12 protein-coding genes and 1 riboswitch are annotated in these 15,534 nt (G+C 28.0%); of the genes, 2 read left to right on the top strand and 10 right to left on the bottom strand.

Annotation, left to right across the window (positions count from 1 at the left end):
* Positions 1-93 precede the first annotated feature (93 nt).
* Positions 94-2,298, top strand: coding sequence for an N-acetylmuramoyl-L-alanine amidase (locus CNEONATNEC86_RS11795; protein WP_159136084.1), 2,205 nt, complete (start codon positions 94-96; stop codon positions 2,296-2,298).
* A gap of 155 nt (positions 2,299-2,453) precedes the next feature.
* On the opposite strand, the gene CNEONATNEC86_RS11800 is transcribed toward CNEONATNEC86_RS11795, so the two are convergent.
* From CNEONATNEC86_RS11800 to CNEONATNEC86_RS11840, 10 genes are all read right to left on the bottom strand, one after another.
* Positions 2,454-3,023: a xanthine phosphoribosyltransferase gene (locus CNEONATNEC86_RS11800; RefSeq protein ID WP_058295112.1), complete on the bottom strand. Its 570-nt coding sequence runs from the start codon at positions 3,021-3,023 to the stop codon at positions 2,454-2,456.
* Positions 3,024-3,053: 30 nt separating this feature from the next.
* Positions 3,054-4,376: a uracil-xanthine permease family protein gene (locus CNEONATNEC86_RS11805; protein ID WP_125148139.1), complete on the bottom strand. Its 1,323-nt coding sequence runs from the start codon at positions 4,374-4,376 to the stop codon at positions 3,054-3,056.
* A gap of 126 nt (positions 4,377-4,502) precedes the next feature.
* A riboswitch (purine riboswitch) is annotated at positions 4,503-4,602 on the bottom strand.
* A 166-nt stretch (positions 4,603-4,768) separates the two neighbouring features.
* Complete coding sequence (locus CNEONATNEC86_RS11810) at positions 4,769-6,154, bottom strand: MATE family efflux transporter (protein ID WP_159116410.1); 1,386 nt, start codon at positions 6,152-6,154, stop codon at positions 4,769-4,771.
* 230 nt (positions 6,155-6,384) lie between these two features.
* A complete protein-coding gene (locus tag CNEONATNEC86_RS11815; RefSeq protein WP_058295109.1) occupies positions 6,385-6,873 on the bottom strand; it encodes a GNAT family N-acetyltransferase in 489 nt (162 codons plus the stop codon).
* Positions 6,874-7,224: 351 nt separating this feature from the next.
* The gene (locus CNEONATNEC86_RS11820; protein WP_159116411.1) at positions 7,225-10,152 is read right to left on the bottom strand and encodes a helicase C-terminal domain-containing protein; all 2,928 of its coding nucleotides are present in this window, start codon (positions 10,150-10,152) and stop codon (positions 7,225-7,227) included.
* A 456-nt stretch (positions 10,153-10,608) separates the two neighbouring features.
* Complete coding sequence (locus tag CNEONATNEC86_RS11825; protein WP_058295107.1) at positions 10,609-11,289, bottom strand: P-II family nitrogen regulator; 681 nt, start codon at positions 11,287-11,289, stop codon at positions 10,609-10,611.
* A gap of 14 nt (positions 11,290-11,303) precedes the next feature.
* The gene (locus CNEONATNEC86_RS11830) at positions 11,304-12,836 is read right to left on the bottom strand and encodes a DUF1538 domain-containing protein (RefSeq protein ID WP_425306062.1); all 1,533 of its coding nucleotides are present in this window, start codon (positions 12,834-12,836) and stop codon (positions 11,304-11,306) included.
* Positions 12,837-13,345: 509 nt separating this feature from the next.
* Positions 13,346-13,480: a hypothetical protein gene (locus CNEONATNEC86_RS21825; protein ID WP_268259156.1), complete on the bottom strand. Its 135-nt coding sequence runs from the start codon at positions 13,478-13,480 to the stop codon at positions 13,346-13,348.
* A 158-nt stretch (positions 13,481-13,638) separates the two neighbouring features.
* Complete coding sequence (locus CNEONATNEC86_RS11835; RefSeq protein WP_159116413.1) at positions 13,639-13,821, bottom strand: hypothetical protein; 183 nt, start codon at positions 13,819-13,821, stop codon at positions 13,639-13,641.
* A 225-nt stretch (positions 13,822-14,046) separates the two neighbouring features.
* Positions 14,047-14,511 (bottom strand): hypothetical protein, encoded by a 465-nt coding sequence (locus CNEONATNEC86_RS11840; protein ID WP_159116414.1) that lies wholly within the window; start codon positions 14,509-14,511, stop codon positions 14,047-14,049.
* A 156-nt stretch (positions 14,512-14,667) separates the two neighbouring features.
* Between CNEONATNEC86_RS11840 and CNEONATNEC86_RS11845 the strand changes: the two genes are divergently transcribed.
* Positions 14,668-15,456 (top strand): histidinol-phosphatase HisJ family protein, encoded by a 789-nt coding sequence (locus tag CNEONATNEC86_RS11845; RefSeq protein WP_125148134.1) that lies wholly within the window; start codon positions 14,668-14,670, stop codon positions 15,454-15,456.
* Positions 15,457-15,534: the final 78 nt, after the last annotated feature.

The following is a 15,534-nucleotide window of genomic DNA, read 5'->3' on the forward strand; positions in this document are numbered from 1 at the left end:
AATTTTTTGTTTTAAAATACATATTTTTTAATTTTTTTCTTTTAGTTTGCACTACTTTTGTTAATATTTAACTAAGAAGGGAGAATATGCGTTTTGAAAATTGAAAAGAAATTCATTATATTAACAATTATTTTTTCATTAATTTTGATCATGTCTCAATATCAATATACATATGCTAAAGACTTAAATGATCTTCTAATAATATCAGATACAAATATAACAGCTAATGATGCGGAGAAATGGGCTAAATCTAAAGGCGCAACAGAAACATTTATAGATTTGGCTGATCTATACTTGGAGTATTCTGAAGATTGCGATAATGTTAATCCTGCAATTGCTTATGTACAAGCCACTAAAGAAACAGGATTTGGTAACTTCGGTGGGATTTTAGATGAAAGTTATCATAATCCTTGTGGACTTAAAATTTCTTCAGGTGGAGGTAATAACTCCGCATCATCTCATCATGTATTTGAAAATTGGGATGAAGGTGTACAAGCACATTTAGATCATTTAGCACTATATGCTGGTGCAGATGGTTATCCAAAAAGGGATACTTATGATCCAAGACATTTCATTACACTAAAAGGAAAAGCAAAAACTGTAAATGACTTGACTGGTAACTGGGCTACAAGTAATATTTATGGTGAGGAAATAAATAAACTATATAGGGATTTACTTAAATATTCTGATGCTTCTATAAATGATGAAGAAATTGAGAATAATAATTATAATAAGTACTCTGTTCCTTATCCTGCTGAGCCAGAAAGTATACCTGAAGGATTAGACGCATCATCTGTTATACCATTAACAATAACAGATGATAAAGAAGACACTACTCCTAATGAAGATTCAAATATTGGATTTAAAACAGAAAATGATTCACTTGTTTATTATAGATCTGATTATACCAAAGTTATAGGCTGGCTTAAAACAAACGATAAATGGTATTTTATGAAAGATGATGGTACTGCTTTAACTGGATGGTTAAATGATTATGGAAGATGGTATTATTTCAGTGAATCTCATGAAATGATTAAGGGTTGGGAAAAAATCAATGATAAATGGTATTATTTCAAAACTTCTGGTGAAATGACTACTGGTCCATTATATGATGGCACTAATCTCTATTACTTTGATAGTTCTGGAACTATGGTCACTGGAACTGGATGGAAAGACTTCAATGGAAACTTTTATCACATTTCATCAAATGGAGTATTAAAAACAGGATGGATTAAAGATAATAATATATGGTACTATCTCCAGGGTGATGGAACTATGGTAACTGGATACAAAGTAATAAATTCCAAAATATATGGATTTGATAAAAGCGGTAAAATGATTACAGGATGGATTAAAGATAACAATAACTGGTATTTCTTTAATTCTGATGGAAATATGGCAACCGGCTGGTTAAAGGATTCTAATAGTAAGCGGTACTATTTATATAATACAGGTGCCATGGTGAAAGGATGGATTAACTTAAATGATTCGTGGTATTACTTAAATAATAGTGGTGATATCCAAACAGGATGGCTTAACTTTAACGAAGATTCTTATTATTTAGATCCTTCAACTGGAAAACTTTTAACAGATACAGTTATAGATAATATTCAAATATTCTCAGATGGTACAACAAAAAATTCTGATGATAAAAGTAATATATCAAGCTCTTCTAAAAAAAATAATGATGAAGTAATAATAGTGATTGATGCTGGACATTATAATAACGGTGACAAAGACAGTGAAAGAACTTTTAATGGAATTACATATTCAGAAACTGATCTTAATTTAGAGCTTGCTAAAAAACTCAAAGATAATTTAGAAGAAAAAGGATATACTACACTCATGACAAGAGAAGATGGTGATGATAGTAGTGTTAGTGTTACTTCTAGTTTAGCAAATAGGGTTAACATTGCTAACAATGCTGGCGCTGATTTATTTATAAGTATACATAATAATACTACAGCTGATTATGAATCTGACATAAAAGGTGTTGAAGTATATTATAGTTCTACGCGTCAAGATGATGAATTTGGAGGAAACTATAATTATGATAGAGTATTAAACAGCAAGAATTTAGCTACTTCTGTGTCAAAAAACATTGCTAGCTCAGTATCTACTAATAATAGAGGTGCAAAAGATAACAATTTATTCGTATGCAGAAATACTAATATGCCCGCAATATTAATTGAAACAGGATTTATTTCAAATATTGAAGAAGCTAAAAGATGTGCTGATAAAGATGAACAAGAAAATGTAGCTGAAGCTATTGCAGATGCAGTTTCTGAATTATATTAAAAAACAAATGGGTAGAGGATACATTTACACAAATATCCTCTACCCTAGTTATTTTTTAAATTCCATCTAAAGATATTATACTTACTATATTGTACTACTATATAAATATATCCTATTCAATTATTTTATATAATTTTCTTTACTTGTATACGCTACTATATAAATTCAATTATACCTTCATCAAGTCTAGCTATTCTAGCAAGGGAATATACATCGTATCCTTTATCTTCTAATAACTTTCTTCCAGGCTGAAATGATTTTTCTATAACAATACCTATACCAGAAACTTTTGCACCTGCTTCTTCAATTAATCTTGCTGCTCCAAGTGCAGCTTCTCCATTTGCTAAAAAATCATCAATAATTAATATATTATCATCTTCATTTATGTATTTTTTTGATAATGTTAACTCATAATCACTATTTTTAGTAAATGAATGAACAGTTGTTTGATATACTTCTCCATTTAGTATTTTAGAAGTTTGTTTTTTTAAAGTTACCATAGGCAAATTCATTTGCATAGCTGTCATAACTGATGGTGCTATACCTGAACTTTCTATTGTAAAAACTTTTGTTATATTATGTTCTTTAAAATATTCCTTAAAATATGTACCCATTTCATACATAAGTTTTGGATCTACTGCATGATTTAAAAATGAATCTACTTTTAATACACTTTTTGAAAGAGCTCTTCCTTCTTCTAGTATTCTTTTACGTAAGCTTTCCATAAAACTTTCCTCCAAACATTTTAATTCAAATTATTTTTCCTTTAAAACTAAGTTTAAAACAAGTGCTGTTATTGTTCCAGTAGAAATACCTGATGAGAATATCATACTTATTCCTAGTGGTAAACTTGATAAAATTTCTGGTCTAAATGTAACTCCAAGTCCAAGGCCGATTGAAGTGGCAATTATAAGTAAATTACGATTTGTAATTTTTACTTTGCTTAATGTCTGAATTCCAGCTGCTGCAACTGTTCCAAACATAACAATTCCAACCCCGCCAAGTACCGGCTGTGGCATTATATTTATAAGAGCTGCAAATTTAGGTAAAAAGCCCAAAATAACTAATATTATACCTGCCATAATTGCAACATATCTGCTTGCAACCTTTGTAAGTGGAATTATACCGATATTTTGGCTAAATGATGTATTTGGGAATGTACCAACTGCACCTGCAATCATACTTCCTATTCCATCTGATAGTACTCCACGACCAATAATTTCATCATTATCTTTAATACCAGAAACTTGGCATATAGCCTTAAGACATCCTACTGTTTCAATAGTTGTAACAAGATATGCTGGTATAAAAGGTATTAAATATTTTAAATTAAAATCTATACCATACTCAAATATTTTAGGAATCGAAACCCAATTTGCTTCTTTTACTACTGAAAAATCAACCATTCCAATTGGGATGCAAATAATATATCCAAACACCATACCGATAAGTATTGAAGCTGTACTTGTTAGTCCTTTTGCATAATGATTAAGTAATAATGTAAATATCATTACAAATAAAGCAATTGAAATATTAAGCATGCTTCCATAGTCTGCTGCACCATTTCCACCAGCAGCCCAGTCAATTGATACTGGAATAAGTGTTAAACCTATTAAGCATACTACTGTTCCTGTTACAAGAGGTGGAAACAACTTCATCAATGGCTTTATAAAAAAACTTAAAATAATTTCTATAAATGCACCAAGTATTGTAGCACCAAGTATTCCTGGAAGTCCAGCTATTGAACCTACTGATATTGCAGGTGATACGAATGTGAAATCTGTTCCCATTATACAAGCAACTCTTGATCCTACTGGTCCAATTCCTTTAGCTTGTATGAATGTTGCAATCCCAGCTGCAAGTATTGTTGCACTCATAAGCGCTGTTGATGTTTTTGCATCAAAACCCAATGAACTGCTTATTACAAGCGGTACAACTATTATTCCTCCAAATGCAGCAAATATATGCTGAAGTCCAAGTAAAATCTGTAGTGATAATTTCGGCTTGTCCGAAATACCATAAATAAGTCCTATTCCCCCATTATCAATATCACTTTTTTCTTGTATTTTTTGTTCCATTTTGTCTTCTCCCCCATGCATAATCTAATTTTTAGTCGATCATACGTGAACTTGGATTTTAATATTATGAACAAAAAACACCCTAAGATTATCTTAAGGTGTTTAAAATATGATAAATTCCTACTTTATCATAGAATAATACCTCATAGTCTGCTATTTTGGCTAGCAGGTAGAAACTTTTCAAGCCATAAATCGAAAATATACGAGTTCTGTATGATTGCGTAGAAATTATATCACGAATTAATAAATATGTAAAAGTTTTTTCTTATAAATTTACGCTTTTTGATATTGACAAGTAATGTAATACTTTTTAATTGATAAATTAATAAAATTTATACAAAGATATTATTAATTTTTACTACTAATATTCTAGTATTATTTACTTTTTATGCTTAGAAGTTTTCTTCTACTTTATTTAACCCATTGAATAGTCGTTTAGCAAAAACTATAAAGCATATAACTGTTGCTATTGTTGCAATTACATCAGCAAAAGGTTCTGCAAGAAGTACTGCTCTAAATTTATCATCCATTATCATAGGTAAAATGAATATTAAAGGTACTAGAAGTACAACTTTTCTAAGAAGTGCTAATAATAATGAAATTTTTGCTTTGCCTAAAGCTAAAAATGTTTGTTGACATGCTATTTGTGCTCCAAATATAAATATTCCTGCAAAAAATATTCTCATGCAATAAGAAGTTGTTTCTACAAGCTCCGGCTTATTATTAAACATATTAACAAATATTTGTGGCCATACCATTACAAGTGTACACATAATAAATGTATATGTTAAACATGATATTAATAATAATTTAAATGTCTTTTTTACCCTTTTAATATTATTTGCTCCATAGTTAAAGCTTAAAATCGGCTGTGCACCTTGGCTTATTCCCATTAAAGGTAATAGTATAATCTGCATTACACTGCTCATTATTGCCATTGAACTTACTGCAATATCACCACCATACTTTGATAATTGATTATTTTGAGATATCAATACTAAACTTTCTGTCGCCTGCATTATAAATGGTGATACACCAAGTGCGACAATTGAACTAACAACTTTAATATCTGGCAATAAATATTCTTTTCTTATTTTTAATATGCTCTTCTTTCCAAATAAGAATTGTAGTGCCCATATTGCTGACGCTAGTTGCCCTATAACTGACGCTAAAGCCGCTCCTTTAACACCAAAATCTAAGACAAAAATAAATATAGGATCTAAAATAATATTTATAACTGCACCTATCATAACAGTAAACATGCCTATTTTAGCAAACCCTTGAGTGTTTATAAAAGGATTCATTCCAATTGCTATTTGAACACAAATTGTTCCAAGAACATAAATCTTTAAATAATCAATGGCATAATTTATAGTAGCTTCGCTAGCACCAAAAGCCCAAAGCATTTGCTCCTTAAATACAGTAAATACTATTGTTAATATTACTGATATAATGATTATTGAAGAAAAACTGTTGCTAAGTATTTTTTCAGCTCCGTCCTTGTCCTGTTTTCCCATTTTTATCGCTGCAATAGGTGCACCACCCATACCAATAAGAGCACTAAAAGCAGAAATTAATGTAATTATAGGAAAGGCGACTCCAACACCAGCCATAGCCATATCACCATTTTCAAGCCTTCCGATAAAGACTCTATCTATTATATTGTATAGTACATTTACAAGCTGTGCTATTATTGCTGGAAGTGCCAGTTTAAATAAAAGTTTACCAATAGATCCACTTCCTAAATCATTTCTGTCACTTGAATTATTTTCTGTCATTTGTTTCTCCTCCATAATATAATTATAATTGCAATTATAATTATATTATATAACTTGTTAACCATATATTAAAATTCTATTAACTTTTATCATTGTTAATTGTATTCATACTTTCAATACATTAATTGCCAATTAAACATTATATATTTACATAATTAAAATAATTGTTATCAGCTATTATATCTATATATACTTTAAATAAATTCTATTTTGTTATTACTTTTATGTGCTTAGAACTCTAAAAACATATCATACCAAATAACATTTCCATGAACAGACTCTGAAATTCCCATATTATTAAATCCAAACTTTTCATAATAATGTATAAGTTTATCTTTACAAGTAAGAACAACTCCTTCTCTATTATATTTCTTAGCTGAATTTATCATATGATTCATAAGACTTTCTGCAATGCCTCGATTTCTAAACTCAGGAATAACATCTAATCCAAAAACACTTTGATACTTTCCATTTTGATTATGACGATTTATATTTTCATAAAGTTCATCAAAAATTGTCTTAGAATCAATTACAGCTCCATTTATAAATCCAATGACTTCACCATTTATTTCACCCACAAAAAAACTTTCTTTAAATGCTTTAATTCTTTCTTCAAGAGACCTTTTAGTTGCCGCTTCAGCATTTGGAAAACATATTTTTTCTATTTGGCTTATTCTTTCTAAGTCATTTATAGATGCTTGTCTTATAACTAAATTCATTCATTTTTCCCCCATTCTTTTAATTGCTCACATTTTTTATTATTTTGTTTTTCATACTTATATTAATATATTTTCACTTCATAAATATCAAGAAAATAAAGTCAAAAACCTATTATTTTTATATTTATGTTTTTACAATATATAAATATTCTTGTATAAAGATTAAAATCACTCAAGAATTATATCTCAAGTGATCTTAACCATTTTATAAACCTATTGAAATTATATATAACTATTAACTTTTAATCAATAATCATCATCTAAATATTTTTTATAATAAGAATTTTTGATAAATAATCTTAATATATCTAATTGATTATTTAGGTTATAAATATAGTTTTTCTTCAATATTTATAACCTTCCATTAATATTAAAATTTATATTTTTAAAATAATACTTATTATCTTGAATCTTTTCAAGTTCCCAAAATAGCTTATGTTTCTTAGACTCATCATTAAATTCTTGCTGAATATTTCTTTTTTCTTTTCTCATATTCATTATTATAGAGTTTAGATTTTTCCTTTTCCAATTTTTATAATCAAATTCCATTTCATTCAGCAGATTTACTGATGATATACATTCTATTCTCGGACCTCCTAAGTCCCTTTCAAGATTTCTTATAGTAAAATCATTTTGTCCAGGATCTAAAATAATAAAATACCCATAATCATATATACTACGTATTAACCTTCCATATATCTGTTTAACTTTAATACATACCTGAGGATAATTCACATCTCTATACTGTTTGTTTTGATATTCTCTAATTGCTCTAAGTATTGGATAATCAGGACTATAATTTGGCAGTTTATCAAGCATAACGCAGTTTAATCCATCTCCTGGTACATCAATTCCTTCAAAGAATCCTTTGCTGCCCAAAATAACTACTGTCCTATCTTTATCTTTTAAAGCATTTATGGATTTTTTATTCATATGAATTTCAATTTTACTTCCTCTTGTAAGCATTTCAAGTTCTTCATTAACCTTTTCTCGTCTTGCATTATTATTAAAAAGTACAAGTATATGCCCATTTATTTTTTTAGCTGTTTCAAATATAAACTTAGAAATATTTCTTACATATTTAGCATCATCATACCTTCCCACATCATTAAGTGCAAAAATTTTCGTTTGATTTTTTAATTTAAATGTTGAAGGAATAACGAATTCATTTGCTTTTTCCTGACCTAAATGCTTTTTCATCTGCATAAAACCATTATCTATCCTAAGTGTTGCAGACAAAAATGTAGTACTTTTTACATCCTTTAACATGTGCTCATTTACAAGTTCTCCAACATTTAAAGGGACATTTGTACATTTAAAGTATTTGTATTCACTTTCCACTTCCAGAACTTTGGCATAAAATTTAGATTTTTCTAAAAACTTATCCAATATATCAAAGGCATTTTTTATCTTAGAAATAAATTCTGTAATGCTTTTATAATCATTATCTGAAGATACATCCTCATCTCCAACAATGTTTTCTACATAACCGCTTAAAAGCTTAAATAAAGGATAAATGCTATATTTCAAATCTGATAGTTCCTGTCCTAATGGCTTTGTAATATATTTCAAATCTTCACGTGGTAGGAAAAACTCAGTTGTAAAATTATACTCCGTATCACATAATCTCATGCATCTTAAATCATTCATTACTATTTGAGTATTTACAATTATGTCATTTACAATGTAACGCATCTTATCTCTGTCTATTGTTTCCCTATGCCCAAATGAAGCATTTAAATTTAAAAGTAAGTATAAAATATTATTGTGCCCTTTTTCTATTGTTTCAAGAAGTTCTAAAAATTCTTCTGAATTAAATTCTTCACTAAAAAAATCATAACATTTTTCCATAAGATTATGTCCCTCATCTAAAATAATATGATTTATTTTCTTTTTTTCTCCATAAGGCCAACATGCTAAGAGTGAGTGATTTATAACCGTTAAATTTTCTTCGGGTAGTTCATTATATCTTTTTCTTAAATAACATGTTTTCTTACATTTCTCTAAATTACAATTATCATTATCACAGTTTATCTTGTTAATATAAGTATCAAGCTTAAAATGTTTATATATAACATAATTTATATTTTCAATATCTCCAGCATTTCCATCTTCAGCTAATCTTCTTAAAAATAATAAAGCCAAATTTCCCTGCTTATCAAATTCAAGTTCTTCACATTTATTTAATCTTTCCACACAAACATAATTACTTTTACCTTTTATAGCTCCATACTTTAATTTATCATCTAATTTTAATTTTTTTAAGATTGTTGGAATATCTTTTTCTATAAGCTGATTTTGAAGTTCCTTTGTATTTGTGGATATTATATAGCTTGAATAATCTTTTTTATTCTTCTGTTTATTCATATAAGCTTCAAGAGCTGCTATTGTAACATATGCAAATGTTTTTCCACTGCCTGTTGGTGCTTCGATAAAAATCCGTTCTTCTCTTTCAATGGTCTCTCTTATCTTTTTTGCAAATTCCTTTTGATCTTTTCTATACTGATATCCAAAATCTCCGCCATTATTCCATATTTCCTCATTTTCAAATAAATCTTCATACTTTTTATAATCAATATTTATATCTTTTAATATAATATTATTTTTAACCTTATCTTCATAATTTACATATTCATAATCTCCAAAATTAAAAAAAGCTGGTCTTAAAAGATATTTAGTCCAACACCACTCCTTCAGATGCTCATAATTTTTAGTTACTTGTTCATATAATGACTTCTTCTTTGGGCTTTTTTCTTCTCTATCGAATAATCTGCATAAAAGCGAATTTACAACTTTTAAAGTGTCTATCGAATCGTCTAGTCCTCTATGAGCTTCATTTTTTTCCATTATAGTTACATCTCCTATAATAGATTCCAAATTATATTCTCTTCGATCTGGTTCAAGTATTGCACAAAGCTCCATACTATCCATAATTTCATTTTCTACTTCTTTTATATGTGTCTTAAAAAAACGTCTCTCAAAACTTCCATTGTGACAAATAAGAGGTAAATCTTCTAAAAATTCTATAAGCTCAGATATTATTGTATTTAAAGTTCTCGCACTATAAAGTTCAGCTTCATTTAATCCGCTGCATAACTTATAAATCTCAGCAGGAACCCTTCCTCTTGGTCTTATTAGTGTTGTATATGTACTCAGTTCATTATTTTTGATTTTTACAGCACCAATTTCTATTATTTCAGACGTATTTTCATCTAGTCCAGTAGTCTCTATATCTAAATATATTACATTATCCAAAATGCTATTTAATGTATTTGGCATAATTACTCCTAAATTTTAAACAATCTATTTTTGCAGTATAAATAATCCAATAAAAATTTATATATTAGTTTTCATTCGTATTTTTCAAACCTTAGTATATATTCTGTATAACAATTGAATATATACTTCCTTTTTATTTAAATTGTTCAAAAGAACATATGTGCTATTTTTTATAATTATATCATATTTTCAAATATATAAACACTTATAGTACATTGAAGTTTATCATTAAAATTCGCTATATATAATATTATAACTATATAAATGCATATTAGAACTTATAAATAAATGTAACCATAATAAAGGAATTAATATTCTTAATTTAAAATATTTTCACAAAAAATCAGTTAAAACAAATCACTTATCTTTTTTGCAAATTAAATAGAATATTAATTCCTTTTGATCTACTTATTTAATTTTTATAAATTTATCCAGTATTCTTGCTTATTTATAAAATTAACTTTCTTCAATTAATCTTAGTCCCGCTGTATCAGTAACTGGAAGTGAAAATACAATCGATTTTGCTTTGCTTTCCATTCCAGCATTTTGCATTACAGCTTTCATTACTTTATTTTTTTCTTCTTTTTTAGTTACAAGAAATATGATTTCTTTTTCTGATGCTAATGAAACTCCAAGAAATTTTTCTGCAAGTTCCATTCCAATTCCTTTTGCATGTATAATAGTTCCACCATTAGCATTAGCACTTCTTGCAGCTTTCATTATTAAATCACTATATCCTTGATTTGCAATTACAACTAATAATTCATGTTTGGTTTCCTTCAATGTGCTTTCCTCTCCTTTTTCGTACTTTTGACCTTCTGTTAAAAACAACAATTCGCGTTTTCCACCAATGCTACTTAGTGGGATTGTAAATGCAATCCCAGTTCCTGGCACATCAATTTGAAGTTTACTTTGTAATCCTTTTTTTATATAATCCCATACTTCATCTGTAACTATTCCAAATATAACAGCTTTTTCTGATGACTCCAATCCAAAATAATCAAGCATCTCACTATTAGCTGTCCCACCCCCTAATGTAACCAATGAAACTGCCATTTGGCTTTCTTTATAAAAAGATAGAAATTTAGTAACCATATTACGACTTGTAATAGTGGTCATCATAAATAATTCACTCATATAAAACTCCCTTCTTATAATTCAACAATATCATAATCACCAATTAATTCAAGTGATTCTTTGACATCATTAACATTACCAGATGCCTTAGATTTTTTAGCTTGAAGCTTATGAATAAGACCAAGAATTTGTATTGTAATTAAAGGAGTCATAGCAACCATAGCAACAACACCAAATGCGTCCATAACAATATTTCCTCCAACAGATGCACATGCTCCCATGGCAAATGGTAATAAAAATGTAGCTGTCATTGGACCTGATGCTACTCCACCAGAGTCAAAAGCAATTGCAGTAAATATTTTGGGCACAAAGAAGGATAATCCTAATGCCACTACATATCCCGGAATCATAAAATATAAAATTGAAATTCCTGTAAGTACACGAATCATAGCCAATCCAATAGAAAAAGACACACTTATGCATAAACTAATTTTCATAGCAGATGCAGGAATTGCTCCATCTGTTAGTTCTTCAACTTGTTTTGTCAAAACATATACTGCTGGTTCTGCCATTACAATAAAATAACCTATTAGCATTCCAATAGGAACAATGATCCAATTATATGGAAGTAATGCAATTATTTGTCCAATATAATTACCAGCAGGCATGAATCCTACATTAACCCCTGTCAAAAATAATACTAATCCAATATAAGTATAACCAAGTCCAATTAAAATTTTAATTAAAGACTTTTTGTTCAGCTTTAAGGAAATCAATTGAAAAATTCCGAAAAACACGATAATTGGTAGAAGTGCTATTGCAATCTCAACAATATATGTTGGAAGTGCATTAGAAAAAAGCTGCCTAAGGGCAATAGAATGAGCAATCTCAGGAATAGTGACTGTAGAATATTCACTACCAGCTGGATTAAAAATCATTCCAAGTAGAAGAACCGCCATAATCGGTCCTATAGAACATAAAGCAACAAATCCAAAACTATCATCTGTTGCATGTTTATCACTACGAATTGAAGAAATACCAATGCCAAGTGCCATTATAAATGGTACTGTCATAGGTCCTGTTGTTACACCGCCTGAATCAAAGGCGACTGCTAAGAAATCTTTAGGTACAAAAAATGCTAATATAAAAACAATTGAATAAAAAAATACCAACATAGGCGGCAGTGCAATACTAAATAATATTCTAAGAAGAGCAATGCTTAAAAAAATTCCTACTCCTAAAGCTACTGCTACAATTAATACGCCATTAGAAATTGACGGTACTTGATTTGCTAATACCTGAAGATCTGGTTCAGATATAGTAATAATAAAACCAAGTATAAATCCAAGCACTATCATTATCCATAATTTTTTTGTTTTAGTCATAGAGGTTCCTACTCTCTCTCCCATAGGTGTCATAGCAATTTCTGCACCTAGTGAGAAAAAAGTCATCCCTATAATCAAAAGTACCGCACCAATTATGAATGCCATCAAAATACTTGGCGAAATAGGTACAATTGTGAAACAAAGCAAAAGAACAATTCCTATAATAGGCAGGACTGCTTTCAGTGACTCATTTAATTTTTCTTGAAGTTTTGTTCGATACAACCACATTCTTCCTTTCTTTTTTAAATTTTTTATTTCATATTTACATTATACATTAAAATAACCTTATTACACACCCTCTATTCAATAAAAAACTATTAATTTTTTGTAAAGTTAATTTTATATCAATACATTTTAATAATATTTTCTAAATTTTAAATATTTTATAGCTAAGTTTTTATCATAAAATTATCCCAACTTAAACTTTAAGTTGGGATAAGAATTTTATAGCCAGTATAATAATTATATACCGCCACATTCTCTCTTAAATATATCTTTAATCGATTATTATGGTTATTTTAAGTGATTATTTTAGTCATACGTGTATGCAGATAAAATTGTTATTATTAATTTAGTTTGCTGATAGTTTAAAAGAACTATTTAGTAATACAATCCTTTTAATCCTAATTATTTATTTTTAATTTAACTTAATTTTCATATGTTCTTCATACATTTCTAAATTTAAGATATTTTTAGTTTACTCTAATCAACCTTTTATAGCCAAAATAAATTTAATGATTGTTTTCCATTTTTCTAAAAGGCGTATACTTTTCTTTTCTTGTTTTGGGATTATAAGAAATATATCCGCCTTCATGTTCATAATATTTTTCTTTTGTATTTCTTTTATTCAAATTATATTTATTCATAACAAATCACGCCCTCTCCACATTTTAGACACATATAGTAAAATAATAAAATATTATATTATTTTTTAGAATATGTCATTATTTAAAACTATGGCTAAAAAAATATATGGTTTATATCAGTTGTTATAAATATAATATTCAATTTTTTGTGTATTTGCTTATTTATGAGTAGAACACCACTGATTATTTCCAGCTGTTTTTTCATGTTTGTCAAATGATTCTGCTGAATCATATGTCTTAGGAACTGAATCCCAACTATTATAAAATTCGCTTTTTTCATCTTTTCCATGACATGAGCAGCTGCTACATTTTGTACATTCACAATTTTTCTTATTCTCCATTTCAAACACATCCTTTCTTCTTTAATAGATTGTGCATATTTGAAACTTATATCCGTATATTTCTTCTCCTTAATTGTAATAGTTATGAAATACACCTTTCTGATTGGTATCTCGCACCACTTAATTTTACTTTTTCTATGTTCTTCTGCAATAATATCAAAGTCTTTTTGCGTATAATCTAAATTTAGTTTACCTTCAACATGATTAAAGTATAACTTTCACTCTTTACATTCCTTTTTCTATTCTTTCTAAAACCTCTAAGAATAAATTATACATTTCTACCTGATTATCTTGAATTGTTAATAAATAAATTGCTAAAAACACTACAATTGAGCAATATAATACTGCAACTGGTGATGTGAGTTTCTTGAAATAGCTATTCATATATGTGAATAAGCTGCTTCCAACAAGACTTGTTAAAAGTGATGGCCCAATTCCACATCCTCCACTTAAATATGAACCAAGCTTTGTTTTTATATGAATTTTTTCCATTGATATATTTAAATTTTTCTTTTCAATATAAAGAGCATAAATTTCATTAAACAATATACATATAGCTTTGTCTCTATTTTTCACTTTTTTTAATAATTTTTTATATCTATGTTTATATTTATAAGCTATTTCTGGCGTAACAATCTTGTAATTATCTTTTGATATTTTTTTAAATTTTATTATTTTTAATTCACTCAATCTTATACTCCTTAAAATTGCTGATACTATTCTAACTCATATTTTTGCTTATTTATTCTATGATTTTATTTTTTAATTGTGTTATATTATGGACATAAATTCTATATGAGATATAATAAAAAATGTACTATAGAAAAATTAAAGGAGATTTTTAATATGCTTTATGATTATCATATGCACTGCTCTTTTTCTGCTGATTCGAAAACACCAATGAAGGATATGATAGAGCAGTCAATAAACCTTAACTTAAAAGAAATTTGTTTTACAGATCATGTTGATTATGACATAATAGGGAATCCTAATGTTAAGATTGATTATAATAGATACTTTGAAGAATTAAATGCTTATAAAGAAAAGTATAAAGATAGAATTTCAATAAAAAAAGGTCTTGAAATGGGACTTCAACCTCATCTTCTTGAAAGATGCTCAAAAGAAATAAAAGAACATGATTTTGATTTTGTAATTTGTTCAATTCATACAATTGATAGAAATGAGCTATATACAAGAGACTACCATAAAGGAAAAACTCTGTACGAAGCTTATGAAGGTTATTATAAAATTTTATTTGATATAGTTAATTCTTATAATGATTATTCTGTTTTGGGGCATCTTGATTTAATAAAAAGATATGATACTACTATATTAGAAGATAAGTTATTTATTGATTACATAGAAGCTATTTTAAAAAAAGTAATTGAAAATGGTAAAGGAATTGAGCTTAATACATCTTCATTTAGGTACAACCTCCCCGATTTAATGCCTTCAACAAATATTTTAAAATTATACAAAGAATTAGGTGGAGAAATAATTACAGTTGGTTCTGATTCACATACTACTGAACAAATAGCTACTAAGTTCGACTATGTTAATGAAGCACTTAAAGACCTTGGCTATAAGTATACTTGTAGATTTAACAAGATGAAGCCTGAATTTGTGAAGCTATAATTGCATACAAAAATGCTTATACAAAAGTTTTTAACAATTGTATAAGCATTTATATATCCACTTTTATAATATAAATAT

The organism is Clostridium neonatale, from assembly GCF_900465025.1.
In the GTDB taxonomy this organism is placed as follows: domain Bacteria; phylum Bacillota; class Clostridia; order Clostridiales; family Clostridiaceae; genus Clostridium; species Clostridium neonatale.

Coding starts and splice junctions, on each gene's coding strand:
- CNEONATNEC86_RS11815 (WP_058295109.1), bottom strand. CDS start 6,873: ATGAATTTAGTTATAAGACAAGCATCTATAAATGACTTAGAAAGAATA.
- CNEONATNEC86_RS11835 (WP_159116413.1), bottom strand. CDS start 13,821: ATGGAGAATAAGAAAAATTGTGAATGTACAAAATGTAGCAGCTGCTCA.
- CNEONATNEC86_RS11845 (WP_125148134.1), top strand. CDS start 14,668: ATGCTTTATGATTATCATATGCACTGCTCTTTTTCTGCTGATTCGAAA.
- CNEONATNEC86_RS11800 (WP_058295112.1), bottom strand. CDS start 3,023: ATGGAAAGCTTACGTAAAAGAATACTAGAAGAAGGAAGAGCTCTTTCA.
- CNEONATNEC86_RS11820 (WP_159116411.1), bottom strand. CDS start 10,152: ATGCCAAATACATTAAATAGCATTTTGGATAATGTAATATATTTAGAT.
- CNEONATNEC86_RS11810 (WP_159116410.1), bottom strand. CDS start 6,154: ATGACAGAAAATAATTCAAGTGACAGAAATGATTTAGGAAGTGGATCT.
- CNEONATNEC86_RS11825 (WP_058295107.1), bottom strand. CDS start 11,289: ATGAGTGAATTATTTATGATGACCACTATTACAAGTCGTAATATGGTT.
- CNEONATNEC86_RS11805 (WP_125148139.1), bottom strand. CDS start 4,376: ATGGAACAAAAAATACAAGAAAAAAGTGATATTGATAATGGGGGAATA.
- CNEONATNEC86_RS21825 (WP_268259156.1), bottom strand. CDS start 13,480: ATGAATAAATATAATTTGAATAAAAGAAATACAAAAGAAAAATATTAT.